Annotated in this window: 24 protein-coding genes and 1 tRNA gene; 7 read left to right on the top strand and 18 right to left on the bottom strand. The window is 70.1% G+C overall.

The window, feature by feature from the left end:
• Window positions 1-24: 24 nt before the first annotated feature.
• The 6 genes from tatA to ACIQLK_RS10630 are packed head-to-tail and all read right to left on the bottom strand — an operon-like array spanning window position 25 to window position 4,997.
• Complete coding sequence (gene tatA / locus ACIQLK_RS10605; protein ID WP_400364749.1) at window positions 25-279, bottom strand: twin-arginine translocase TatA/TatE family subunit; 255 nt, start codon at window positions 277-279, stop codon at window positions 25-27.
• 58 nt (window positions 280-337) lie between these two features.
• Window positions 338-1,297 carry a helix-turn-helix transcriptional regulator gene (locus tag ACIQLK_RS10610; protein WP_400364750.1) on the bottom strand — a complete coding sequence of 320 codons (960 nt, stop codon included), beginning with the start codon at window positions 1,295-1,297 and terminating at the stop codon, window positions 338-340.
• Window positions 1,294-2,292: a helix-turn-helix transcriptional regulator gene (locus ACIQLK_RS10615; protein WP_400364751.1), complete on the bottom strand. Its 999-nt coding sequence runs from the start codon at window positions 2,290-2,292 to the stop codon at window positions 1,294-1,296. Before ACIQLK_RS10615 ends, ACIQLK_RS10610 begins: the two co-directional genes overlap by 4 nt.
• A gap of 44 nt (window positions 2,293-2,336) precedes the next feature.
• Window positions 2,337-3,302: an FKBP-type peptidyl-prolyl cis-trans isomerase gene (locus tag ACIQLK_RS10620; RefSeq protein ID WP_400364752.1), complete on the bottom strand. Its 966-nt coding sequence runs from the start codon at window positions 3,300-3,302 to the stop codon at window positions 2,337-2,339.
• Window positions 3,303-3,306: 4 nt separating this feature from the next.
• The gene (locus ACIQLK_RS10625) at window positions 3,307-4,320 is read right to left on the bottom strand and encodes a tRNA (adenine-N1)-methyltransferase (protein ID WP_400364753.1); all 1,014 of its coding nucleotides are present in this window, start codon (window positions 4,318-4,320) and stop codon (window positions 3,307-3,309) included.
• A complete protein-coding gene (locus ACIQLK_RS10630; protein WP_400364754.1) occupies window positions 4,317-4,997 on the bottom strand; it encodes an HAD family hydrolase in 681 nt (226 codons plus the stop codon). The genes ACIQLK_RS10625 and ACIQLK_RS10630 overlap by 4 nt, the downstream gene beginning before the upstream one ends.
• 78 nt (window positions 4,998-5,075) lie before the next feature.
• On the opposite strand from ACIQLK_RS10630, the gene ACIQLK_RS10635 reads away from it, so the two are divergent.
• The gene (locus ACIQLK_RS10635; protein WP_400364755.1) at window positions 5,076-5,939 is read left to right on the top strand and encodes a PAC2 family protein; all 864 of its coding nucleotides are present in this window, start codon (window positions 5,076-5,078) and stop codon (window positions 5,937-5,939) included.
• A 9-nt stretch (window positions 5,940-5,948) separates the two neighbouring features.
• Here the strand turns inward: ACIQLK_RS10635 and ACIQLK_RS10640 are convergent, their stop codons facing one another.
• The 5 genes from ACIQLK_RS10640 to ACIQLK_RS10660 all read right to left on the bottom strand — a co-directional run bounded on the left by ACIQLK_RS10640 (window position 5,949) and on the right by ACIQLK_RS10660 (window position 11,397).
• The gene (locus tag ACIQLK_RS10640) at window positions 5,949-6,779 is read right to left on the bottom strand and encodes an undecaprenyl-diphosphate phosphatase (RefSeq protein WP_400364756.1); all 831 of its coding nucleotides are present in this window, start codon (window positions 6,777-6,779) and stop codon (window positions 5,949-5,951) included.
• Between the two features lie 9 nt (window positions 6,780-6,788).
• On the bottom strand, window positions 6,789-8,087 hold the full coding sequence (locus ACIQLK_RS10645; RefSeq protein ID WP_400364757.1) for a M20/M25/M40 family metallo-hydrolase: 1,299 nt from the start codon (window positions 8,085-8,087) through the stop codon (window positions 6,789-6,791).
• Window positions 8,088-8,178: 91 nt separating this feature from the next.
• Window positions 8,179-8,263, bottom strand: a tRNA-Leu gene (locus tag ACIQLK_RS10650).
• A gap of 105 nt (window positions 8,264-8,368) precedes the next feature.
• A complete protein-coding gene (locus ACIQLK_RS10655) occupies window positions 8,369-9,472 on the bottom strand; it encodes a VIT1/CCC1 family protein (RefSeq protein WP_400364758.1) in 1,104 nt (367 codons plus the stop codon).
• Between the two features lie 80 nt (window positions 9,473-9,552).
• On the bottom strand, window positions 9,553-11,397 hold the full coding sequence (locus ACIQLK_RS10660; protein ID WP_400364925.1) for a DEAD/DEAH box helicase: 1,845 nt from the start codon (window positions 11,395-11,397) through the stop codon (window positions 9,553-9,555).
• Window positions 11,398-11,496: 99 nt separating this feature from the next.
• On the opposite strand from ACIQLK_RS10660, the gene ACIQLK_RS10665 reads away from it, so the two are divergent.
• Window positions 11,497-12,339, top strand: coding sequence for an SGNH/GDSL hydrolase family protein (locus tag ACIQLK_RS10665; protein WP_400364759.1), 843 nt, complete (start codon window positions 11,497-11,499; stop codon window positions 12,337-12,339).
• 2 nt (window positions 12,340-12,341) lie between these two features.
• Here the strand turns inward: ACIQLK_RS10665 and ACIQLK_RS10670 are convergent, their stop codons facing one another.
• The gene (locus ACIQLK_RS10670) at window positions 12,342-13,133 is read right to left on the bottom strand and encodes a TrmH family RNA methyltransferase (protein ID WP_400364760.1); all 792 of its coding nucleotides are present in this window, start codon (window positions 13,131-13,133) and stop codon (window positions 12,342-12,344) included.
• 91 nt (window positions 13,134-13,224) lie between these two features.
• Between ACIQLK_RS10670 and ACIQLK_RS10675 the strand changes: the two genes are divergently transcribed.
• Together ACIQLK_RS10675 and ACIQLK_RS10680 are read left to right on the top strand one after the other, a co-directional pair.
• The gene (locus tag ACIQLK_RS10675; RefSeq protein WP_400364761.1) at window positions 13,225-14,070 is read left to right on the top strand and encodes a Sir2 family NAD-dependent protein deacetylase; all 846 of its coding nucleotides are present in this window, start codon (window positions 13,225-13,227) and stop codon (window positions 14,068-14,070) included.
• A gap of 28 nt (window positions 14,071-14,098) precedes the next feature.
• Window positions 14,099-14,704, top strand: coding sequence for a histidine phosphatase family protein (locus ACIQLK_RS10680; protein ID WP_400364762.1), 606 nt, complete (start codon window positions 14,099-14,101; stop codon window positions 14,702-14,704).
• A 15-nt stretch (window positions 14,705-14,719) separates the two neighbouring features.
• On the opposite strand, the gene ACIQLK_RS10685 is transcribed toward ACIQLK_RS10680, so the two are convergent.
• From ACIQLK_RS10685 to pdhA, 4 genes are read right to left on the bottom strand one after another with little or no spacing between them, the layout of a single operon-like run.
• Window positions 14,720-15,874, bottom strand: coding sequence for an acyl-CoA dehydrogenase family protein (locus tag ACIQLK_RS10685; protein WP_400364926.1), 1,155 nt, complete (start codon window positions 15,872-15,874; stop codon window positions 14,720-14,722).
• An 8-nt stretch (window positions 15,875-15,882) separates the two neighbouring features.
• Window positions 15,883-17,229, bottom strand: a complete 1,347-nt coding sequence (locus tag ACIQLK_RS10690) for a dihydrolipoamide acetyltransferase family protein (RefSeq protein WP_400364763.1) — start codon at window positions 17,227-17,229, stop codon at window positions 15,883-15,885.
• Window positions 17,226-18,236 (bottom strand): alpha-ketoacid dehydrogenase subunit beta, encoded by a 1,011-nt coding sequence (locus ACIQLK_RS10695; protein ID WP_400364764.1) that lies wholly within the window; start codon window positions 18,234-18,236, stop codon window positions 17,226-17,228. The genes ACIQLK_RS10690 and ACIQLK_RS10695 overlap by 4 nt, the downstream gene beginning before the upstream one ends.
• Window positions 18,233-19,354 (bottom strand): pyruvate dehydrogenase (acetyl-transferring) E1 component subunit alpha, encoded by a 1,122-nt coding sequence (pdhA, locus tag ACIQLK_RS10700; RefSeq protein ID WP_400364765.1) that lies wholly within the window; start codon window positions 19,352-19,354, stop codon window positions 18,233-18,235. The genes ACIQLK_RS10695 and pdhA overlap by 4 nt, the downstream gene beginning before the upstream one ends.
• A 177-nt stretch (window positions 19,355-19,531) precedes the next feature.
• Between pdhA and ACIQLK_RS10705 the strand changes: the two genes are divergently transcribed.
• Complete coding sequence (locus tag ACIQLK_RS10705) at window positions 19,532-20,005, top strand: Lrp/AsnC family transcriptional regulator (RefSeq protein ID WP_400364766.1); 474 nt, start codon at window positions 19,532-19,534, stop codon at window positions 20,003-20,005.
• Here ACIQLK_RS10705 and ACIQLK_RS10710 read toward each other — a convergent pair.
• Window positions 19,953-20,987, bottom strand: a complete 1,035-nt coding sequence (locus tag ACIQLK_RS10710) for a DMT family transporter (RefSeq protein ID WP_400364767.1) — start codon at window positions 20,985-20,987, stop codon at window positions 19,953-19,955. The genes ACIQLK_RS10705 and ACIQLK_RS10710 overlap by 53 nt on opposite strands.
• A 55-nt stretch (window positions 20,988-21,042) precedes the next feature.
• Here ACIQLK_RS10710 and ACIQLK_RS10715 point away from each other — a divergent pair, with 55 nt between their 5' ends.
• The gene (locus tag ACIQLK_RS10715; RefSeq protein WP_400364927.1) at window positions 21,043-21,597 is read left to right on the top strand and encodes a CGNR zinc finger domain-containing protein; all 555 of its coding nucleotides are present in this window, start codon (window positions 21,043-21,045) and stop codon (window positions 21,595-21,597) included.
• On the opposite strand, the gene ACIQLK_RS10720 is transcribed toward ACIQLK_RS10715, so the two are convergent.
• Window positions 21,557-22,453 carry an alpha/beta fold hydrolase gene (locus ACIQLK_RS10720; RefSeq protein WP_400364768.1) on the bottom strand — a complete coding sequence of 299 codons (897 nt, stop codon included), beginning with the start codon at window positions 22,451-22,453 and terminating at the stop codon, window positions 21,557-21,559. The two genes, ACIQLK_RS10715 and ACIQLK_RS10720, sit on opposite strands and share 41 nt — an antisense overlap.
• A gap of 87 nt (window positions 22,454-22,540) precedes the next feature.
• Here ACIQLK_RS10720 and ACIQLK_RS10725 point away from each other — a divergent pair, with 87 nt between their 5' ends.
• Complete coding sequence (locus tag ACIQLK_RS10725) at window positions 22,541-23,419, top strand: exonuclease domain-containing protein (protein ID WP_400364769.1); 879 nt, start codon at window positions 22,541-22,543, stop codon at window positions 23,417-23,419.
• Window positions 23,420-23,446: the final 27 nt, after the last annotated feature.

Genomic DNA, 23,446 nt, shown 5'->3' on the forward strand with positions numbered 1-23,446 from the left:
CCCCGATCGGTCGTCGTCACCGCGTCAGGAAGAGGTGGGGCCCTGCGATGGGCCCTGCGCGGGCGGAGGCGTGAGACCGGTCACCGAGGTCGGCGCCTGCGGCTGCTGGTGAGTCGGCGTCTCGGCCGGACCGTCTTCTTCCTTCATCGCCTTCATCTCACCCTTGAACACACGGGCGGACTGGCCGACGCTCTTCGCGAGGGCAGGCAGCTTGGCTGCTCCGAACAGAAGCAGGATCACCGCCAAGACGACGAGAAGGTGCCATCCTTGCAAGCCCATGAAAGCTCCTCAGGGTAGATGTGACCTCAGTCTAACCGCCCCAGGTGAACAGAGACCCTCAGCCGTACTGGGCGAGCCCGGCATTCGCCCACGCGCGCGCAGCCTCCCGCGCAGCGGCCGGTGCGACGATCTCGACGTCACCGCCGAGCCGTGCCGCGAGCCGCTTGAGGCTCCGCTCGTCGCCGACCCGGAGGCTCACCGTGCGGAACTCGCCCTTCCCGCGCACGACGGCGCGAGCCGCGAATTCGCCGAGGAGCGGCACGACGTCCTTGCGGCACCTGAGCTCGACGACCACGTCGGTCTCGCCCGGCTCGAACAGGCCCGGCAACGCATCCGACTGGTGGGTGCTCGGGATGCCGGTCAGCGCGACATCGGACACACGGTCGAGGTGGAAGGTGCGCACGGCCTGTCGCAGGTGACACCACCCCTGGAGGTACCACTGGCCGTCGGCGATGTGGACCTTGACGGGGTCGACGGTGCGCGTGGTCACCGGCGCGTCCGGGGCGCGATACGCGAACGACACGGCCACCCCCCGCTGCACCGCCTCCGCGACGGTCGTCCGCACGTCGTCCACGACCGGTGTCGCGACGATGACCTCTGCGGGCGCACTCGACGCTCCCGCGGCGAGCTTCGCCAGAAGCCCCTGGACCACACCGCTGTCGCCGACGCCCGGCAGACTCGCCGCCATCTGCAGGCCGGCGAGCAACGCGGCCGCCTCGCGTGCCGTGAGACGCGGGGTTCGCTCGAGGCCGACGGCGTTGGTGATCGAGATCGTGTCCTGCTCGTCGAGCAGGTCCCAGTCGATGTCGAAGAGGTCGTTGGCCATCTGCCAGAATCCGCCGTCCCCGGGGAGCCCGATGACGGTGAGCTTCTCGACCATCGAGCGCATCTCGTCGGGCTCCACGTCGAAGTCGCTCGCCGCTTCGACGACCGTGACCTCGCCCTTGGAGATCAGGTACGGGACGAGCTGGAGGATGAGGGAGGCGCGATCGGTCGCGACCAGCGGTTGCGCCCTCATCCGGCCGCCTCGGTGTGCAGGTCGCGAGCGCGACGCAGACGGGTCGCCACCAGCTCGGTGAGTTCGGGCGGATCGATCACGCGCACCTCCGGACCGTAGGACGCGAGTTCGTCGGCGAAGATCTGAGCGTCGACGTAGGGGACGAGGCATCCCGTGTCGTCTTCGCCAACGGCCCGTCGATGCAGCCGCAGAACCGCTTCGGTGCCCGGCTCCACCTGGAGTCGCGCCCGCTGCCTGTCGGCGACCGCCCGGAGACCCGAGAGCGCCTTCTCGCCCGCGCCTTCCCGGAGCGTCAGGTCGAACGAGGTCCGCGTGACGACGACGTCCGAGGCTATGCGGGAGAGCAGGAACGTCCGCTCGGCGTTCTGCAGCAGATCGAAGCCGTAGACATGCCACCGCCCGTCGTACTCCACGAGCGCCCACGGCTGCACGCGCCGGCGGTGGGCGGCATCCGATCCACCCTTGATGTAGTCGAACTCGACGACGCGCGCCTGCTCGATCGCCCGTTGCAGCGGAGCGAAGGAGGGTTCGCGAAGGCTGATGCGGGGTGCATAGCCGATGATCGGCGCGTCGACCTCGATGCCGAGGGCCTGGATCTTGCGCAGTCCGCTGCGCGCGGACGCCGACATGGACGTCTCACCCCAGACACCGCTCGCGAGGTTGAGGACGGCGATCTCCGCCGGAGTGAAGTCGATGTCGACGGGCAGCGAGTACTCGGCCGTCGGGACCCGGTACCGCGCCTCGCGGAGATCGTCGGGATCGGCGTAGTCGCCGATCGTCTCGATGGGAACACCGAGCGAACGCAGGCTGTCCTTGTCTCGTTCGAACATCTTCTCGAGTGCATCCTTCGATGCACCCGCCGCAGCCTGCTCCCGATACCCCGACACGGACGACAGGATCGTGTCCTTCGTCAATCCCTGATCCGTGGCCAGCAGAGCGACCACGAGATTGACGAGACGCTCCTCGGGCGCGCTGCGGATCGGTTCGGTGGGCACAGGGCAATACTAGGCGCGGAGCCCGCGTGAGGCCCCGCCCCGGCTCACTGTGTCGTGCTCTGCGCGTCCTCGCTGGTGTCGATTCCGAGGACGTCGATCACGAACACGAGGGTCGAACCGGCCGGAACGGCCCCCGATGCCTTGTCGCCGTAGCCGAGGCTCGGAGGGATGACCACGAGGACCTGCGAACCGACCGTCTGGCCTTCGAGCGCGTCCGCGAAGCCCTTCACGACGTTCTTCATCGAGAGAGTGACGGGCGACCCCTTCTCCCACGTCGAATCGAACACCTCTCCGGTCTTCCAGAGCACGCCGGTGTACTGCAGACGGGGTGTGGACTCGGCGGTGATCTTCTCGCCGTCGCCCTTCTTGAGCGTCTTGACGACGAGGTCCTTCGGCGGCGCCGCGTCGGGAACGATGACCCCGGGCGTGCCGTCCGGCGCGAGCACGACGGTCGGGATGTTGCTGCCGTCGACGTATTGCGGGACACCGTTCGCCGCAGGTAGGAACACCGTGTTGACGTCGATGACGAGGACGGCGGCCTGCCCCTTGGTGAGGCCGATCTGCTCGACGAGAGCCGGGTCGAGGTCCTTCGCCGGAATCGCCGAGACGACGCGCGCGCCGGGACGGGTGCAGTCGAGCGCCTTCGCGATCGTGGGGAACGTCTGCTCGAGGATGCTCAGCTGGATGAGCCGCGACGGGGCTGACAGCACCGTCTGACCGGTCGCGCCGTTGAGGAGCGTGATCCCCACCTGGACGTCCTGCTTGTCCGTCGTGATCGGCGTGCCCTTGCCGGTGGCGAGGTCGGTGTACGCGGTCTTCGTGACGTAGACCGGATCGGTCGTCTTCGCCGTCGGCGATCCCTGCGCACCCGAGACGTCGACGAGGTCAAGCGAGGACGCGGGCGCGGTCACGCGCTCGCATCCACTGTCGGCGGGACCGGACGGGGCGCACCCGACGAGGGCCAGGGCGGTCAGGCCGATAACGGCCACGGCAGCGGGGATCTGACGCATTCAATCAGTCTACGGTCTCGCCGGAGCGATCCTCGGCAGCCTGGCGTGCGCCCTCGACGGCGCGCTGCGCGTCGCGCACGCGCTTGCGGAGGTTCTTGTCGGTGATCTCGCGATCCCCCACCGCGCCCGGAGTCCACGCCTCGACGTCCTCGTCCGCGTAGGAGGGCTTCTTCAGCGCGCGTTTGCGGACGTCGGGCGGCATCGCGCCGGGGGCGAGGCGCCGCGCCGTGAGGAGGAAACCGGTGTGGGCGACCATACGGTGGTCGGGACGCACGGCGAGCCCCTCGACGTGCCAGCCGCGCACCATCGTCTCCGTCGCCTCCGGCTCGGTGAACAGACCGGAGTGGCGGATGTACTCCGCCACTCGGCTGAGCTGCGTCGCCGTCGCGATGTAGCAGAGGACGACACCGCCGGGCGTCAGCGCCTCGGCGACGACGTCGATGCACTCCCACGGCGCGAGCATGTCGAGGACGACACGATCGACGGTGCCCGGCTCTGTCACCTCGGGGAGCTTCTCTCCCAGGTCTCCGACGACGACCTGCCACGACTCCGGGTAGTGCCCCAGGAAGGTCTCGACGTTCGCCTCGGCGACCTCCGAGAACTCCTCACGGCGCTCGAACGAGAGCAGTCGGCCCGAGGGTCCGATCGCGCGCAGCAACCACAGCGAGAGGGCTCCCGACCCGACGCCGGCCTCGACGACGGTGGCACCGGGGAAGATGTCTGCGGACGCGAGGATCTGCGCGGCATCCTTCGGGTAGACGATGGCGGCACCACGGGGCATCGACATGACGAAGTCGCGGAGCAGGGGCCGCAGCGCCAGGTACTCGTGACCGCCGCTGTTGACGACCACGGACCCATCGGGCTGGCCGATGATCCCCTCGTGACGAAGGACCCCGTGATGCGTATGCAGCTCGCCGCCTTCGCGCAGGGTGACGGTGTGCAGACGGCCCTTCGGGCCGGTCAGCTGGACACGGTCACCGACGCGGAACGGGCCGCTCGGGCGCAGGTCCGCGGTCATGCCCCGACCTCCTGCCGCACGCGGGCCAGCACCGCGGCGACATCGGCCACCGTCCGGCCTTCCAGCGTCGGCCACAGTTCGTGCGCACCGACATCGTCGAGGGAGACCATGTGCGGGATGCCGACGGTCGCCGTCCCGGCGGCGATCGCCGAACGAGCGCCGGTGAGCGAATCCTCGAACGCGACCGCGTCGCCAGGCTCCACACCCAGCGCCTCGCAGGCCTGAAGGTAGGGGTCCGGATGCGGTTTGGGACGCGAGACGTCGTCGCCGCCGATGACGACATCGAAGGCGTCGAAGTCGATGAGATCGACGATGCTCCGGGCCATGCGGCTCATAGACATCGTGACGAGAGCGGTCGGGACCCCCGCATCCCGCAGCCCACGCAGGAGCTCGCGCGCGCCGGGGCGGAAGGGCACGCCCTCCTCGCGCAGCTGGCGCATGACCTCGTCGGTCAGGTGAGCGACGATCTCCTGGACCTCCATGCGGACCCCGGCGCCCTGCAGGATGCGAGCGGCGTCCTCGAGACCGAGTCCCACCATTCCCAGACCGTCCTCGTGGGTCCAGGTGCCGCCGAACCGCTCGACGAGCGGGGTCTCGGCAGCCATCCAATACGGCTCGGTGTCGACGAGGGTGCCGTCCATGTCCCAGAGGACAGCGGCGGGAAGGGGGGAGGTCACCGGTCAATGCTACGTGAGCGCATCCGCCCGCCCCGGGGACGGCGGCGTATCGTGGGGGTACCGACAGAGAGGACGTCCGTGCAGGGACTGGGACAGCGGGTGCTCGTGATCGCCGTCGACGGCTGGAACGATGCCGGAGAGGCGGCGACCGCTGCGGCCTCTCAGCTGCGGACGGCGGGGACGTTCGAGAAGGTGTTCGGCGTCGACCCGGAGCTGTACTTCGACTACCAGTACACGCGGCCGCAGATGCAGCTGGATGCCGACGGCGCGCGTCGCCTGGTCTGGCCCGACGCGACCCTGTGGCGACCGGTGGCACCGCGCGAGGACGGACCCGACCTGTGGCTCCTGACCGGAACGGAGCCCGCGCGCGCTTGGCAGGCGTTCTCGGCCGAGGTCATCGACGCCGCCCTCCGCGAGGACATCACCGGCATCGTGGCGCTCGGCTCCATGATGAGCGACGTTCCCCACACCCGCCCGATCTCGGTGTTCGCCGGCTCGGAGAACGACGAACTCCGCTCCGCGCTCGGGCTGGAGCGCTCCACGTACGAGGGACCCGTCGGCATCCTGTCCGCGCTCACCGCGGCCGGCGAAGCCGCCGGCATCCCGACCGCCGGCCTCTGGGCCAGCATCCCCCACTACGTCGCCGGCCACACTCCGTCGCCCAAGGCCACGCTGGCCCTCCTCGACAAGCTCGAGGAGATCACCGGTACGACGATCATCCGCGGCACCCTGCCGGCCGACGCGCTGGCGTGGGAGGCGTCCGTGGACGCCGCGGCGGCGGACGACGAGGAGATGACGGAGTACATCCGCCAGCTCGAGACCGCGCGCGACGCGTGGGACTCGCCGGAGGCTTCCGGTGACGCGATCGCCCAGGAGTTCGAGCGCTATCTGCGTCGACGCGGCGACGGTCCGCGCGGGCCGAAGGACGACCCGCGCCGCTGACCGACCGACTCAGTAGGCCTGCAGGACGCCGAAGGCGAGCAGGACGAACAGCACGATGCCCAGCACCAGGCGGTACAGGACGAACGGCAGGAAGCTGCCGCGCTTCAGGTAGCGCATCAGGTAGGCGATGACCACGAGCCCGACGCCGAACGAGACGACGGTCGCGATGCCGGTCTCGACCAGCGTGAACGGCGACTGCCCCGGCTCTCGGATGGCCTGCAGCAGCTCGTAGAGGCCGCTGCCGAACACCGCCGGCACGGCGAGCAGGAACGCCACCTCGGCCGCTGCGGGGCGCGTGTACCCCAGGGCGAGGCCGGCGGTCGTCGTCGCGCCCGAGCGGGAGACGCCGGGGATCAGCGCGAGCGCCTGCGCGACTCCGAGGGTGAGTCCGTGGCCCATCGTGAGGTCCTTCTCGGTGCGCACGCGCTTGCCCAACGCGTCGGCGATCCCGAGGATGAGTCCGAAGACGATCAGCACGGTGGCCACGAGCCAGAGGTTCCGGAAGGTGTCGCGGATGATGTCCTGGAACAGGAACCCGAGGACGCCGATCGGGATCGTCCCGATGATGACGATCCATCCCATGCGGGCATCGGGGTCGTTCCGCGGCACGCGCCCGGTCAGCGACTTCGCCCACGCGCCGATGATCCGCATGATCCGGGTCCAGAAGTAGACGAGGACCGCCAGCTCCGTGCCGATCTGCGTGATCGCGGTGAACGTCGCGCCCGGATCCTCGGCGGAGGGCAGGAACTCCCCCACGATGCGGATGTGCGCGCTCGACGAGATGGGGAGGAACTCGGTCAGGCCCTGGACGATGCCCAGGATGATGGCCTCGAGGATCATGCGGGCCTTTCAGTACGTGCGGATCAGATCTGTGAGCACGCGCTGCCCGAAGACGAGCGCGTCGATGGGGACGCGCTCGTCGACACCGTGGAACATCCCGGTGAAGTCGAGGTCGGCGGGCAGTCGCAGCGGTGCGAACCCGAACCCGGCGATGCCGAGTTCGGCGAGGGCCTTGTTGTCGGTCCCTCCCCCCATAAGGTACGGGATGACCGGGATTCCGGGATCGTGCCGCCCCAGCGCGCCGACCATCGCATCGACGAGATCTCCGGCGAAGGGCACCTCGAGTCCGATGTCGCGGTGGACGACCTCGATGCGGATGTCGTCACCGACGATCCGCTGCACCTGCGCCAGGATCTCGTCCTCGTGCCCCGGCAGGGTTCGGATGTCGATCGCGGCGGTCGCGGCATCCGGGATCACGTTGTGCTTGTATCCGGCGCTCAGGCCGGTCGGGTTGGCCGTGGTCCGGAAGGTGGAGCGCAGGAACGCGGATGCCGGGCCTGCAGTGTCGGCGACGGCATCCGGATCGTCCGCCAGGGTGCCCGACAGATCGGCGAGCGCGCCGACGAGCTGACGCGTGGTCGAGGTCAGCTCGATCGGCCATCCGGTGCGGCCGAGGGCGGAGACCGCCTCGGCGAGGCGTGTGACGGCATTGTCGGGGTGATGCCGACTGCCATGTCCCGCCTGACCGGTCGCGTGGAGACGGATCCAGATGAGCGCCTTCTCGCCGACCTGCAGCAGGTAGGCCCGCTCGTCGCCCACCGCGATCGAATAGCCGCCGACCTCGCTGATCGCCTCGGTCGCGCCCGCGAACCACTCGGCACGGTCGCGCACCACGAGTTGCGAGCCCTCGACGCCGCCGTTCTCCTCATCGGCGAAGAAGGTCAGGATGAGGTCCCGTTCGGGCTGCTCCCCCGCCCGCAGCAGGTCCCCGACCGACGTCAGGATCATGGCGTCCATGTCCTTCATATCGACCGCTCCGCGCCCCCACAGCATCCCATCCTCGACGACGCCCTCGAAAGGGTCGACGCTCCAGTCGGCTGCCACGGCGGGTACGACATCGAGGTGACCGTGCAGGATCAGGGCCGGCTTGTCGGGGTTCCTCCCCGGCACCCGGGCCATGACGTTCGTCCGGCGCGGGATCGGCTCGTAGTACTCGGGCGTCAGGCCCAGCGACTCGAGGTACGCCCCGACGTACTCGGCCGCCTCCCGCTCCCCGTTCGCGCGTCCCTCACCGTAGTTCGTCGTGTCGATGCGGATCAGATCGCGGGCGACGCGCGCGACCTCGGGCAGATCGTCGGGAGCGGACATGCCGACCACGCTACCCGCGGCGCCGCGACCGCCTCTGCTGCCACCCCGGAAACGAGAAACGGGCCCCTTTCGGGACCCGTTTCTTCCTCTGTGCGCGAGGGGGGACTTGAACCCCCACGCCCTATTCGGGCACTAGCACCTCAAGCTAGCGCGTCTACCTATTCCGCCACCCGCGCAGAGTTTTTCCCCTTCGTTTCCTCCGGGATTTCGGTTTCGCAACCGAGGATCGACAGTAGCACGTTCTGAGCGGTCCGAATAATCGGGGCGAGCGCCGACCTCGATCAGGCAGCGGACACGCCGAACAGCAGACCGAGCAGGTAGGTGATCGCCGCGGCGCCGAAGCCGATCGCCAGCTGACGCAGCCCACGGCGCAGCGGCGGGGCACCCGAGAGCAGTCCGACGGTCGCTCCCGTGAGCAGCAGGGCGAGTCCCACGAGCGCGAGGGCCAGAGCGACGGCCGCGAACCCCGACAGCCCGAAGATCCAGGGCAGAACCGGGATGACCGCGCCCGAGGCGAAGAACGCGAAGCTGGATGCCGCGGCTCCGAACGCGGAACCGACGGACTCGAGGTCGGCGGGCGGCTCCGCAGCGCGGCGGTACGGGACGGCACGGTCGCTCGCCTGAGCCGTCGCGACCACCTGGCGCGCCCGCTTCAGAGCCTCGTCCTCGCCGAGCCCCCGCGTTCGATAGACCAGGGCGAGTTCGTTCGCGTCGAGGTCGAGGTCGGGGAGGACGTGGTCGGTGTCGTTGTTGGGGTGCGTGGCCTCGATCAGCTCACGCTGCGAACGGACCGAGACGAACTCCCCCGCCGCCATCGACAGGGCGCCGGCGAGCAGGCCCGCGATGCCGCTGAAGAGGACGAACTGCGGTGCGACGCCGGTGGCCCCGATGCCCATGACGAGGGCGAGGTTCGACACCAGACCGTCGTTGGCCCCGAACACGGCCGCGCGGAACGTGCCCGACAGTCGCATCCTCCCGCGGGCGGCGAGACCGCGGACCACTTCACCGTGGATCTTCTCGTCGGCGCGCATGGCAGGCGTCGCATGGGGATCGTCGTCGTACGGCGAGCGGTTCTCGGCGTTCTGCGCGAGTGCGAGGACGAAGATCGACCCGAACCGACGCGCCATCGCCGCCAGCAGCCGGGTCCGTGCCGATGCGCGCGGCAACCGCGGCGGTTCTCCGCCGAGGAGTTCGAGCCAGTGCGCTTCGTGACGCCCTTCCGCGTCGGCGAGGGCCGCGAGGATGTCCCGCTCCTCTCCGTCCTTGCGCGCCGCGAGTTCGCGGTACACACGGGCTTCCGCCCGCTCGTCGGCGAGGTAGGCGGCCCACCGACGTCGGTCTCGAGGGGTGGCGTCGGGAAGAGGTGTCGCGTTCGTCGTGCTCATGTCCCTTCCACGCTAGCCAGCACATCGGCCGTACCCGGCTCCGAGGCCGGAACTGCCAGCATTTCGGGTCTCCGAAGGGGTCAGGAATGGACGCGCTTGCGCAGGACCTCGATGCGCGCCTGCAGTTGCGCCACCGTGGCGCGCGCGACCTCGGGTCCGCCGCACACGCGCCGGAGCTCCGCGTGCACCGCACCGTGGGGCTCGCCGCTTTGACGGGCATAGAGCCCGACGAGACTGTTGAGGAGCTGCCGCTGTTCCCTGAGCGTGCGGTGCAGCGCCGGCGGCAGCGTGTTCTCCGGCTCCCCGGCGGCGTCGGCGGTCGTCTTCTCCTTTGCCTCGCGCGCATGACGGTGACGTGTCTGGCGGGACTGCCGCTGCATGAGGAGCTCGTGCACATGCTCCGGCTCGAGGAGCCCGGGGATCCCGAGGAACTCCTCCTCCTCCAGGGTGCCGGGGACCGCGAGCTGTCCGAACTCCTTGCCGTCGTAGAGGACCCGATCGAAGTGGGCGGTCGAGCCGAGCGCCTGGTAGGTGCCCTCCTCCACGAGGGAGTCCGACGCCTTGTCCTCGCGCTCGGCCTCCTCGATGAGCGAATCCTCGAGGCCGTCGTCGTCGCTCTCCTCACGGTCGAGAGCGTGGTCGCGCTCACGCTCCATCTCGTTCGCCAGTGCCAGCAGCTGCGGAACGTTGGGAAGGAACACGGATGCGGCTTCGCCGCGGCGTCGAGCGCGGACGAATCGTCCGATGGCCTGGGCGAAGAACAGCGGCGTCGACGCACTGGTGGCGTAGACGCCGACGGCGAGGCGCGGGACGTCGACGCCTTCGGACACCATGCGGACGGCGACCATCCAGCGCGTCGTGGACTGCCCGAAGGTCTCGATACGCCCGGACGCGGCCTTGTCGTCGGAGAGGACGACCGTGGTCGGCTCGCCGGTGATGTCGCGGAGGATCGCCGCGTAGGCCCGGGCGGCGGTCTGATCCGTCGCGATGACGAGACCACCGGCATCCGGAACGTCCTGACGCACCTCGCTGAGGCGGCGGTCGGCGGAACGGAGGACGGCCGAGATCCACTCCCCCTCGGGATTCAACGCGGTCCGCCAGGCCTGCGCGTTGATGTCCTTCGTGTTGTCCTGACCGAGGTGGGCTTCGTACTCGTCGCCCGCCTTCGTCCGCCACTTCATCTGTCCGGCGTAGACATGGAAGAGGACGGGGCGGACGACGCCGTCTGCCAGCGCCCGGCCGTAGCCGTAGTTGTAGTCCGTCCGCGACAGACGGATGCCCTTGTCGTTCGGGTGGTATTCGACGAACGGGATGGGGGCGGTGTCGCTGCGGAACGGGGTCCCCGACAGCAGGAGCCTCCGCGTTGCCCGCCCGTACGCGTCCCGCAGCGCGTCGCCCCAGCTGAGCGCGTCGCCGCCGTGGTGCACCTCGTCGAGGATGACCAGCGCGCGGGAGTCGAGGACGAGTCGCTCGTGGACGGAGGCCTTGACGGCGACCTGCGCGTACGTGACCGCGACACCGTGGTAATGCCGCGCCGGCGAGAAGTGCTTGTTGCTGAATCGCGGATCGAGGCGGATGGAGACGCGAGCCGCGGCATCCGCCCACTGGGTCTTCAGGTGCTCGGTCGGGGCGACGACGATGATGCGGTCGATGATGCGACGACGCAGGAGCTCGCTCGCGAGACGCAGGGCGAACGTGGTCTTGCCGGCCCCGGGTGTCGCGGCGGCGAGGAAGTCGCGCGGACCGCCGCCGACGCCGTCGGGTCCGTCCATCTCGAAGTACTGCTCGAGGGCTTCCGCCTGCCAGGCACGGAGGTTCTGCGCCGTTCCCCACGGTGCGCGCTGCGGGAAGGCGGGAGAGAGGTGTTCGGCAGCGAAACTCCCGAAGTGGGGCTCTTCCGAGGCCGCCCCCTCTCCGCTCGTCATCTCGCTCGTCACGTCGATCCACCCTAATCCCGGTCCCGACGTGAGGATGCCGGGATCGAAGACCGGAGCCCCGGCGGGTAGCCTCGATGCGGAGGTGCCATGCGCGAGAACGACCAGGTCCCGGGCGAGAACCGTTCGCCCTACATCCCGAATGCGACCGCCCACCCGTGGCGACGGATGGTCTCGATCGGGGACTCGTTCACCGAAGGGATCGGCGACCCGTATCCGGACCGCCCCGGCGAGCACCGCGGCTGGGCCGACCGTGTCGCCGCCGTCCTCGCCTCCCAGGTCGAGGATTTCGCGTACGCGAATCTCGCGATCCGCGGCAAGCTGATCCGCCAGATCGTCGATGCACAGATCGAGCCGGCGCTCGCGCTCAAGCCGGACCTCATCACCCTCTCGGCCGGCGGCAACGACGTCATCCGGCCGCAGGGAGACCCCGATGCCGTCGCGGAGCTGTTCGAGGATGCCGTCGCCCGCCTCTCGTCGCAGGGTGCGACGCTGCTCGTCTTCACCGCCGTCGACACCGAGTTCACGCCGGTCTTCCGTGGCATCCGCGGGCGCGTCGCGATCTACAACGAGAACATCCGCGCGATCGCCGACCGCTACGACTGCATCGTCGCCGACCAGTGGGCGCTGAAGGAAGTGCAGGACATGCGGTTCTTCGACGACGACCGTCTGCACTACAACGCGCTCGGGCACCACGAGGTCGCGCGGATGGTGCTGCGCTCGCTCAACGTGCCCAACGACCTGCAGCCCATGTCACCCGAGGCTCTGCCGCCGAGGACGTGGCGGGCCGCCCGGGCGAACGACCTCGTCTGGGCTCGCGAGCATCTCGTGCCGTGGGTGCTGCGACGCCTGCGCCACCAGTCCTCCGGCGACCACGTCACCGCGAAGCGCCCCGAGGCGCTCCCGTTCTCGGTCACGCCCTCCGGCGACTGAGCTCAGCGCAGCGCCCAGAGGGCGACCGCGGCCGCCGAGGCGACGTTCAGGGAGTCGACGCCGCCCGACATCGGGATGGTGACGATCGTGTCCGCCGCGGCGAGGGCCTCGCTGGACAGCCCGTCGCCCTCCGAGCCCATGAGGATCGCCAACCGGTCGGGCCGAGCGGCGGCGAAATCGTCCAGCGGAACGGCGTCGTCCGAGAGCGCCAGTGCCGCCAGGTGCACCCCCGCTGCCGCGAAGTGGGATGCCGCGGCATCCCACTCGGGAAGGCGCGCCCAGGGCACCTGGAAGACGGTGCCCATGCTGACCCGGACGCTGCGGCGATAGAGCGGGTCGCCGCAGCGCGGTGAGACGAGGACGGCATCGGCGCCGAGGGCCGCGGACGCCCGGAATGCGGCGCCGACGTTCGTGTGGTCGACGATGTCCTCGAGCACGACGACCGTCCGCGCGCCCTCGAGCAGCGTGGCGGGATCCGGCTGCTCGGGACGGTGCATGGCTGCGAGCGCGCCCCGGTGCACGGCGAACCCCGTGACCGCCTCGGCGACCGTGTCGGGAACGACGTAGACGGGGGCCTCGCCGGCGAGCTTGGCGACGTCGTCGAGCCATTTCTCCTGCACGAGCACCGAGCGGGGGCGGTGTCCGGCCGACACGGCTCGCGCGATGACCTTCGCCGATTCCGCGATGTAGAGACCGCCGGCCGGCTCCGCGATCCGGCGGAGGGCCGTGTCCGTGAGGCCGCGGTAGTCCGCGAGCCGGGGATCCGCGGGGTCGTCGATGCGGATCGTCGTCATGGCCCCATGCTGTCACGAGCGGCCTGCCACAGGACCCGCGGTGACCTGCGCGAAACGGCGACGGCGTAGGCTCGATCCCCTGAGGAGGGCCATGAGCGTGCGGGACCTGGATGCCGAGACGGCGGCTGGCGTGGGACGCGCTGTCGACGCGCTCGCCGGGCACCGCATCGCCGTGCTGACGGGCGCGGGTGTCTCGACGGATTCGGGCATCCCGGACTACCGCGGCAAGGGCGCTCCCATGCGGACCCCCATGACGGCGCAGCAGTTCCTCGCCGACGACACGTCGCGGCGGCGCTACTGGGTCGGCAGCCATCTCGGGTGGCGGACGTTCGCCGCCGCTGCCCCCAACGACGGACACCGGGCCCTTGCGGCGCTGGAACACGCCGGCATCGCCTCGGGCATCATCACGCAGAACGTCGACGGTCTTCACGTGCGCGCCGGCAGCCGCCGCGTCGTCGAACTGCACGGCACGATGCGCCGCGTGTCGTGCCTGCACTGCGGCCAGGTCTTCGACCGCCGCGACCTGGCGGTGCGCATCGAGCGCGACAATCCGTGGATCACCGTGCCCGAGAACGTCGAACTCGGCCCCGACGGCGATGTCCTGCCGGGCGCGAGTGACGGTTTCGTCGTCCCCGACTGCTCCGTCTGCGGGGGGATGCTGAAACCCGAGGTGGTCTTCTTCGGCGAGTACATCCCCCTCGAGAAGTTCCGCGAGGCGGAGCAGCTCGTCCGTTCGAGCACGGCGCTGCTGATCGCCGGCTCCTCCCTCGTCGTGAACTCCGGCATCCGCCTGCTGGACCGCGCACGCCGCCGCCGGCTGCCCGTCGTCATCGTGAACCGTGGCGAGACGCGCGGCGACTCCCGCGCGACCGTGAAGATCGATGCCGGGACGTCCGAGGTGCTGACGGCGCTCGGCCGCGAGCTCGCCGACCGGTGAGGCTCGCCGGTCGTCGTAGGCTCGTCCGGTGACCCTTCTCACCCTCGTGCGCCACGGCGAGACCGACTGGAACCTCGCCCGCCGGATCCAGGGGTCGACAGACATCCCCCTCAACGACACCGGGCGGGAACAGGCCCGTGTCGCGGCGCTCGCCCTCGCGGAGACGCTCGATCGGTCCACCCCGACCGTCCTCGTCTCGAGCGACCTGTCGCGAGCGCATGAGACCGCGCGCATCATCGCCGGCATCCTGAACCTCCCCGAGCCGCGCACATACCCCGCGCTGCAGGAGCGCGGGTATGGGGATGCCGAGGGCCTCACGGACACCGAGTTCTTCGACCGCTGGGGTCCGTGGGCCTCCGCGGAGGTCCACGGCGCCGAACCGTGGCCGGAGGTGACCAGCCGGGCACTGCGCGGGATCCAAGAAGCGGTGGCCGATGCCCGTGCACTGGTCGCGCCGGAGGAGCCGCACGTCATCGCGGTGGCCCACGGCGGGCTCATCCGCACCGTGATCGCTCACGCGACCTCCGGCGAGTATCCCGAGCCCGGGCACAAGCTCGCCAACGGCTCCGCGCACACCTTCCGGGTCGAGGACGACTGGTTGTCGCTTCTGACCTCGTCGGTGCTGCCCGCCTGACGGGTCCGCCCGGGCTCAGGCGAGCCCGAGCGAGCGCGCGATGAGGAGCAGTTGCACCTCGGTCGTCCCCTCCCCCACTTCGAGGATCTTCGAGTCGCGGAAGTGCCGCGCGACCGGGTACTCGTTGATGAACCCGTTGCCGCCGAAGATCTGCGTCGCGTCGCGGGCGTTGTCCATCGCCGCGTCGCTGGAGGTGAGCTTCGCGATGGCCGCCTCCGTTTTGAACGGCCGCCCCGCGTCGCGCAGGCGCGCAGCGTGCAACCAGGCGAGTCGTGAGACGTGGACACGCTGCTGCATGCGCGCCAGCATGAACTGGATGCTCTGGCGGGTGCCCAGTGACTCGCCGAAGACGACGCGACTCTTCGCGTAGTCGACCGCTGCCTCGAGACATCCCTCCGCCGCACCCGTCGCGAGCGCCGCGATCGCGATCCGCCCCTCGTCGAGGATGTGGAGGAAGTTCGCGAAACCGCGTCCCCGCTGCCCGAGCAGGTTCGCCTCGGGCACCCGCGCACCCGAGAAGACCAGCGGATGCGTGTCGCTGGCGTGCCACCCGACCTTGTCGTACGCGGGACCCACGGTGAAACCCGGCGTTCCGTGCGGAACGATGATCGTCGAGATCTCGCGGGCAGCAGCCCCCGGCTCGCTCGTGACGGCGGTCACCGTCACGAAGCGGGTGACGGGAGTGCCCGAGTTGGTGATGAACTGCTTGGCACCGTCGACCACCCACTCGCCGCCGTCGAGGCGCGCGGTGGTCCGGGTGGCCCCGGCATCCGATCCCGCCTCCGGCTCGGTCAGCCCGAACCCTGCGAGCGCGCGGCCGGCCAGCAGATCGGGCAGGTGTTCCGCGCGCTGCGCGTCCGTCCCGAAACGGAAGACCGGCATGGCGCCGAGGCTCACCCCCGCCTCGAGCGTGATCGCGATCGACTGGTCCACACGGGCGAGGGCCTCGATCGCGAGCCCCAAGGTGACGTAGTCGCCGCCTTGTCCCCCGACGTCCTCCGGGAACGGCAGGCCGAACAGTCCCATGTCGCCCATCTGGGCGACGACGTCCATCGGCAGGGTCTTCGTCCGGTCGGCTTCGTACGAGACCGGCGCGACCACCCCGTCCGCGAACGAACGGACGAGTCCCGCCAGCTCGACCTGCTCCTCGGTGAGGTCGTATCCCGTCATCGGCATGCTCATCCGAACACCATCGCCCTTCCCGGCTCCCGCAACACGTCGCCGACATCCGTGAGGAATCGGGCCGCCTCGGCCCCGTCCACCAACCGGTGGTCGAACGACAGACTCAGCGTCATGACTTCGCGCAGGGCGACGGCGCCCTCGTGTTCCCACGGACGGCGCTGCACGGCGCCGAGACCGAGGATGCCGGCCTCTCCCGGCACGAGGATCGGAGTCCCGGCATCCACGCCGAACACGCCGTAGTTCGTGATCGAGAAGGTGCCGCCGGACAGATCCGCGGGCGTCGCCTTGCCCGCCCGCGCCGTGTCGGCGAGGGTGCGGATCGACTGGGCGAGGTCGACGAGAGACAGCGCGCCGGCATCCTTCACCGAGGGCACGACGAGCCCGCGATCGGTCGCGGCGGCGATCCCGAGGTTGACCTGCCCGAAGCGCACGATCTCCCCCGCTGCCTCATCCCACGTCGCGTTGAGCTCCGGGGTGCGGCGAAGGGCCAGGCACACCGCTTTCGCGGCCACCGCCATGATCCCGACACGGGCGTCCGCGTAGCGCCGGTCGGCGCGCAGTCCCGCCACGAAGGAGACGGATGCCGTCACGTCGACCGTCAGGAAGGTCGCTGCGTGCGGCGCCGTGAATGCGGACCGCACCATGGCGTCCGCCGTGTGCTTGCGGACGCCGCGGATAGGGATCCGCTCGTCGGACGGCGAGGCCGCTGTGGGAGCGACGGATAACGGTGATGTAGCAGCAGGTGCCGTCCCGGCCGGGGCCGGCGCCGTGCGTGCCGCATAGGACTCGACGTCCTCCCGCGTGATCAGACCGTCGATCCCGTGAGCCGCCACGAGGTCGAGATCGACCCCGAGGTCCTTCGCGAGCTTGCGGACGGGCGGCGTGGACCGGGGACGCTCGCGCGGTTCGCGCTCGGGGGCACTCGGCGCGATCGCGTCGTGCGGCGCCGCCTCGCGGACGGCGAGGTCGACGGCGTCGCCGCCCGAGCCGGCGCGGGCGCGACGCTGCGGACGGGCATCACTCCGCGGCGCGGCGCCGTACCCCACGAGGTTCGGCTCGCGCCTCGACTCTGCAGCGGGCGCCGCTACGGCATCCGTGCCCGCTCCGGCGACGTCGAAAGCGATCAGCACCTCGCCGACCGGAACGACATCGCCCTCGGCATGGTGGAGGGCTGAGACGGTGCCCGCGAACGGCGATGGGAGTTCGACGACCGCCTTCGCGGTCTCGACCTCGGCGATCGTCTGGTTGAGCGTGACCTCGTCGCCGGCGGCGACGTGCCACTGAACGATCTCGGCTTCGCGAAGGCCCTCGCCGAGGTCGGGAAGACGGAACTCGGTGATCATGCGGTCACCTCCTGGACTCCCGACGGGCGCCCCAGCACCCGGTCGACGGCATCGAGGATGCGGTCGAGATCGGGCAGGTGGTGATGTTCGAGCTTCGCCGGCGGATAGGGGATGTCATGCCCCGTCACTCGCAGGGGCGCAGCTTCGAGGTAGTGGAAGCACTTCTCCGTGATGCTGGCGATGACCTCCGCCGCGACCCCCGCCTCGCGGGAGGCCTCATGCGTCACGACGACCCGGCCGGTCCGGCGGACGGATGCCGCGACCGTGCCGTAGTCCACCGGAGACAGCGAGCGCAGGTCGATCACCTCGAGCGAGATCCCCTCGTCCTCGGCGGCGAGCGCGGCATCCAGTGCCGTCGTCACCTGGGCGCCGTACGTCACGACGGTGACGTCGGTGCCCTCTCGGACCACCCGCGCGAGACCCAGCGGAGCGGCGTCGGCGATGTCGGCGTCGAGGTCGACCTCGCCCTTCGCGTGATACAACCGCTTGGGCTCGAAGAACACGACCGGGTCGTCGCTCGCGATCGCCTGGCGGAGCATCGTGTAGGCGTCCTGCGGGTTCGACACCGCGACGACGCGGAGGCCCGCGGTGTGCACGAAGTACGCCTCGGGCGATTCGGAGTGATGCTCGGCGGCGCCGACACCGCCCGCCCACGGGATGCGGATCGTGATCGGCATCTTCACGCGCCCCTGCGTGCGGTAATGGAGCTTCGCGACCTGACTGACGATCTGATCGAAGGCCGGGTAGACGAAGCCGTCGAACTGGATCTCGACGATCGGCCGGAAGCCGCGGAAGGCGAGGCCGACCGCGGTCCCGACGATGCCGGATTCCGCCAGCGGCGTGTCGACCACCCGTCGCGGCCCGAACTCCGACTGCAACCCGTCGGTGATGCGGAAGACGCCGCCGAGGCGTCCGATGTCCTCGCCCATGACGAGGGTCTTGTCGTCGTCGGCGAGAGCGCGACGCATCGCCGCGGTGAGGGCCTTGCCCATCGTCAGCTCGGTCATCGTGCACCCCCGTCCGAGAATCCGTCGAGATAGACGGCGAAACGGGCGCGCTGCTCGTCCAGCCCGCTGTGCGGCTCGGCGTAGACCTGATCGAACACGCGCAACGGCTCCGGCGCCTCGGCCCCCACGACGGCGCTGCGCATCGCGGCGGTGAAACGGTCGGCATCCGCCGTCAGCGTCTGCGCGAACGCGTCGTCGAAGGCGCCGAGCGAGCGCAGGTACGACTCGACTCGCGCCAACGGGTCGCGGGCCTTCCACTGCGCGACCTCGTCGGCGTCACGGTAGCGGGTCGGATCGTCCGAGGTCGTGTGCGGCCCGACCCGGTAGGTGACCGCCTCGAGGTAGGCGGGGCCGCGGCCGCTCCGCGCGTGATCGGCCGCCCAGCGCATCGCCGCGATGCAGGCGAGGACGTCGTTGCCGTCGACCCGCAGGCTCGGGATGCCGAATCCCGGCGCCCGGTGCGAGATCGGCGTCCGCGACTGCAACTGCACGGGCTCCGAGATCGCCCACTGATTGTTGGAGCAGACGAAGACGACGGGGGCGCCGTAGGACGAGGCGAAGATCATCGCCTCGTTGACATCGCCCTGGCTGGTCGCGCCGTCGCCGAAATAGGCGACCGCGACCTGATCGCCGCCGTCGCGCTGGATGCCCATGGCATAACCGACGGCATGCAGGCTCTGCGCTCCGATGATGATCTGCGGGTTCGCGACGTGGACGTCGAACGGGTTCCAGCTCGCGTGCTGCGCGCCGTGCCAGACCATGACGAAGTCCTTCGGCTGCACTCCGCGGACGACCTCGATCCCGATCTCGCGGTAGCTCGGGAAGAGGAAGTCGTCGTCGTGACAGGCCCACGCGGTGCCGACCTGAACGGCCTCCTGACCCTGCGCCGGAGCCCACAGGCCGAGGTGCCCCTGGCGCTGGAGGGCGACGCCTTCTGCGTCGAGCCGGCGGGAGAGGAACATGTCGCGGTAGACCTCGCGCAGCATGGGCGCGTCGACGTCGGCGGCCCAGGGGTCCAGTCGCTCGTCCCGCACGCGGCGCCCCTCGTGGTCGAGCAGGCGGGCCACATCCTCGGTATCGCTCGCCAGCGCGGCGGCGGGGGTCAGAGTGTCGGTCATCATCGTCCCTCTCTGATCGCGGACGCGCGTCTTGTGGACGGACGACCGGCGCAGAACACCGGCCTCGTCGCCGGATGCTGCGAGACTAAGCCGACATCGCACCTCGCTCAAGCATTGCGGAGAACATTGAGCAGGATGCGTAAACGGCCGCGAACCCTGCTGCTATGGTGTGGCACTATGAGCGCCCTGGACCACGTGGACCTCGAGCTGTTGAACGCCCTCGCCGAGGATCATCGGGCGACCGTGGTCGCGCTCGCCGAACGGTTGGGGCTGTCGCGCAACACGGTCCAGGCGCGCATGGCGAAGCTGGAGCGGTCCGGCGTCTTCCTCTCTTTCGAGCGTGCCATGTCACCCGCCGCGCTGGGCTACGCGATCGACGCGATCCTCCACGTGCAGGTCCGGCAGGCCGACCTGCCGCGCATCACGGCGGAGCTGCAGGAGATCCCCGAGGTCGTGCAGTGTCACGGGTTGAGCGGGCCCGTGGATCTCCTCGTCCGCGTCGCCGCGATGGATACGCAGCATCTCTTCGACATCGATGCCCGGATCCTGGCCATCGACGGCGTCGAACGCACCGAGACGTCCCTCGCCATGGGCGAGGTCATCGGGTACCGGGTGCGACCTCTCCTGGCAGCGGCTCGGCGGGAGAGCTGACATCCGCGGGCGCGCGCTCCTCGATCCGGACCAGGATCACGCCCGCGAGGATGAGCGCACCGCCGGCGAACTGCACCGCCGCCGGCGCCTCGCCGAGCAGCAGCCACGCGAGGGTCAGGGCGAACAGCACCTCGGAGAGCCCGACGAAGGATGCCAACCGGGAGCCGATCCGCGGGACCGCCATGATCCCGAGCGCGTACCCCGCAGCCGTGCACAGTCCCACGAGCGCGAGGGGGACCAGAGGCGGGACCGTCATCCCCACGAGGTCGACCGGCGCGGCGGATGCCGTCAGCGGGAGGACGCCGACGGCAGCCAGCGCGAGGATCGTCACCGTCCCCACGAGCAGACCGCCGGCGGCGAGGGCGAGCGGGGGAAGATCATCGCCGGCTCGCTCACTCATGACGAAGTAGACGCAGGCGCAGACCGCCGCCAGCAACGCGAACGCGGTGCCCGGCAGATCGAAGCGCGCTCCCGAGACATCGACGACCAGGACGAGACCGATCATCGCCACGATCGACCCCACGACGACGATGCGCGACGGGGCGCGCCGCGTCCTCGCCCAGACGAAGAGCACGAGCATGACGGGCGCGAGGTACTGGATCAGCAGCGCGACGCCGACCGGCATCCGCTGCAGCGCCGAGAAGTAGAACACCTGGCAGCCGACGACCGGGATGAGCCCGAAGGCGACGAGCGACACCCCGTGCTCTCGGAGGAAGTCGCGGCGGCGCAGCAGGGTGCGGAGGAGGGCGGGCGAGAGCACCAGCCCCGCCACTCCCATACGGATCGCGAGAACCCCGGCGAGCGACCAGCCCCCTTCGAGAAGCGGCTTGGCGATCGGTCCACTCACCGAGAAGGCAAGAGCACTCGCGACCGCGAGGACCATGCCCGCAGAGGGCACCGAGACGCGCGCGGTGCGGGCGGGAACACGTTCGGGGAGCGTCCGGGTCATCTGGTGTCCTCGCGGATGAGAGCGAAACGTCATGACCTAAGTGTCATTACACTGGTGACAGTACCGACGGCGAGCGTCAGGAGTCAAGATCATGTTCATCCGTGACACGGAGACCTCGCTGCGCGCGGCCACCGACCTCGTCAATTCGCTGCCCGAGGTCGACGGCGTCGATCGCCTCGCCACGCTGGACGATCTGGCGGCTTTCCTGCGCGAACACCCCTACAGCGGCGTCATCCGCCGCGATGACGTCGAACTCTCCGAGCTGCGCGCGGCGCGGTCACGACTCCGCATGCTGTGGACGGGGGATCGCGTCTCGGCCGTCCCCATCGTCAACGCGATGCTCCGCGAGAGCAAGGCGCTCCCCCAGCTCGTGATCCACGACGGCTACGACTGGCACATCCACGCGACCGACGACGCGGCTCCTCTCGCCACCCGCATCACGGTCGAGGTGGCCATGGCCTTCGTCGACGTCATCCGCTCCGACGAGTTCGACCGCGTGCGCGTCTGCTCAGCGGACGACTGCGAGGCCGTCTACATCGATTACTCGAAGAACGGCTCGAAGCGCTACTGCGACACGGGCAACTGCGGCAACCGCATGAACGTCAACGCGTATCGACGTCGGAAGGCCGAAGAAAGCGCGTGATGGCGGATGCCGCGGACCGCGGCGTCTCGTAGTGGATGAGGTGCCCCACCTCGGGGATCACGACGAGATCGGCATCCCGGAACATCTGCTGCAACCGGAACTGGGCGGGCAGCGGCGTGATGTCGTCCCGCTCGGCTGCGATCAGGAGAGTCGGGACGTCGATGCGGCCAGCAACCTCGCGCACGTCGTGCGAGACCGACGTGACGAATGCCTCGTGCAAGGTGTCCCGGTCGGCGAAACGCGAGAAATAGGTGTCGTGCTGGTCGTGGATGAAGGCGCGGAGGCGACGATTCGTCGTCTTCGCCATCGCGACGCTCGTGATGCGCACGATGAGGCGGTTCCGCAGCAGCGCGTCGCCGAGCGGACGCGGAAGCCGTGCACCCGCCCAGTAGTAGAAGATCGCCAGACGCGTGAGGATGCCGCGCGGACCCTCCAGCGCGGGGGCGCCGATCGGGTTCACGAGGATCAGGCGCGGCGTCGCGAGCCCGCGTGCCACAGCCGCCGACGACACGATCGATCCGAAGGAATGCCCCAGGACCACGGCACCGGGGGCGACCGCGTCGGCGAAGGCGGTCAGCCACGACGCGTAGGCGTCGAGATCGTGCCGACCCGGGAACGCCGGCGTCTCGCCGAAGCCCGGCAGATCGGGAGAGACGATCCGCACGCCGTCGAGGTAGGCCACGATCGGCTCGAGACCGTGGTGGTCACCGCGGAATCCGTGCACGGCGAGGATCGTGGTCTCGGCATCCTCCGGTCCGTACACCCAGTACGCGGTGCGCGCTCCCGCCACCGTCGCCTCTCGCCGCTCGACGCGGACGGCCGCAAGGCGGTCGGAGTACGGATTGGCGGCAGTCACCCGTCGAGTCTACGAGTGGGGCGCCCGCCTCCCGATCGGCGGCGCGTCGTCCGGCGCGATGTCCGCGGTCGACCGTAGCGTCGATGCATGGGCGCCGGACACGATCTTCCGCTGTGGGACGACGACACGTGGAATGACGGCACATGGGGTGACGGCACGGGCAACGACGGCACAGGGAACGAGACCGTTCCCGCTGCGATCCTCTCCGCGACCGCGGCAGTCGACCCGGTCGTCGCCACGACGGAGCCCGTCGTGATCGCAGAGGTCGCGACGGAGGCCGTCGCACCGGGTCCCTGGGCGGGACCGCTCGGGGTCTTCGACCTCGAGACGACCGGCATCGACGTCCGTTCCGATCGGGTCGTGAGCGCCCATGTGGGAGTGCTCGACGCGTCCGGCGCCGTGATAGACGCGCGGACCTGGCTCGCTGATCCCGGAATCGAGATCCCCGCAGGCGCGACGGCGGTCCACGGCATCACCACGGAGCGGGCCCGCCGCGAGGGCCGCCCTGCGGCGGAAGTGGTCGCCGAGGTGATCGCCACGCTGCGCGACCTGTTCGCCGCCGGCATTCCGGTCGTCGCCTACAACGCGCCCTACGACTTCTCGCTGCTGAAGTACGAAGGCATCCGTCACGGTGTCCCACCGATCGAGGCGCCCTCGCCCGTCATCGACCCGCTCGTCGTCGACAAGACCTACGACCGGTACCGCCGCGGCAAGCGCACGCTCGAGGTCGTCGCCGCGCACTACTGCGTCACCCTCGAGGGCGCGCACGACGCCGCCGCCGATGCGATCGCCGCAGGACGCGTCGCGCAAGCGATCGCCGCTCGCTTCGACCTCGACGTCTCGGCCGACGACCTCCACACGCAGCAGATCGGGTGGGCGCGGGCGCAGGCCGAGAGCCTCAGCGAGTACTTCGTCCGCATCGGCCGGCTCGACGCCGACGTGGACGGGAGCTGGCCCATCCGCTGACGGACCCGCGTCCGGGAACGACGAAGG

The organism is Microbacterium sp. NPDC091382 (assembly GCF_044757025.1).
Taxonomy (GTDB): domain Bacteria; phylum Actinomycetota; class Actinomycetes; order Actinomycetales; family Microbacteriaceae; genus Microbacterium.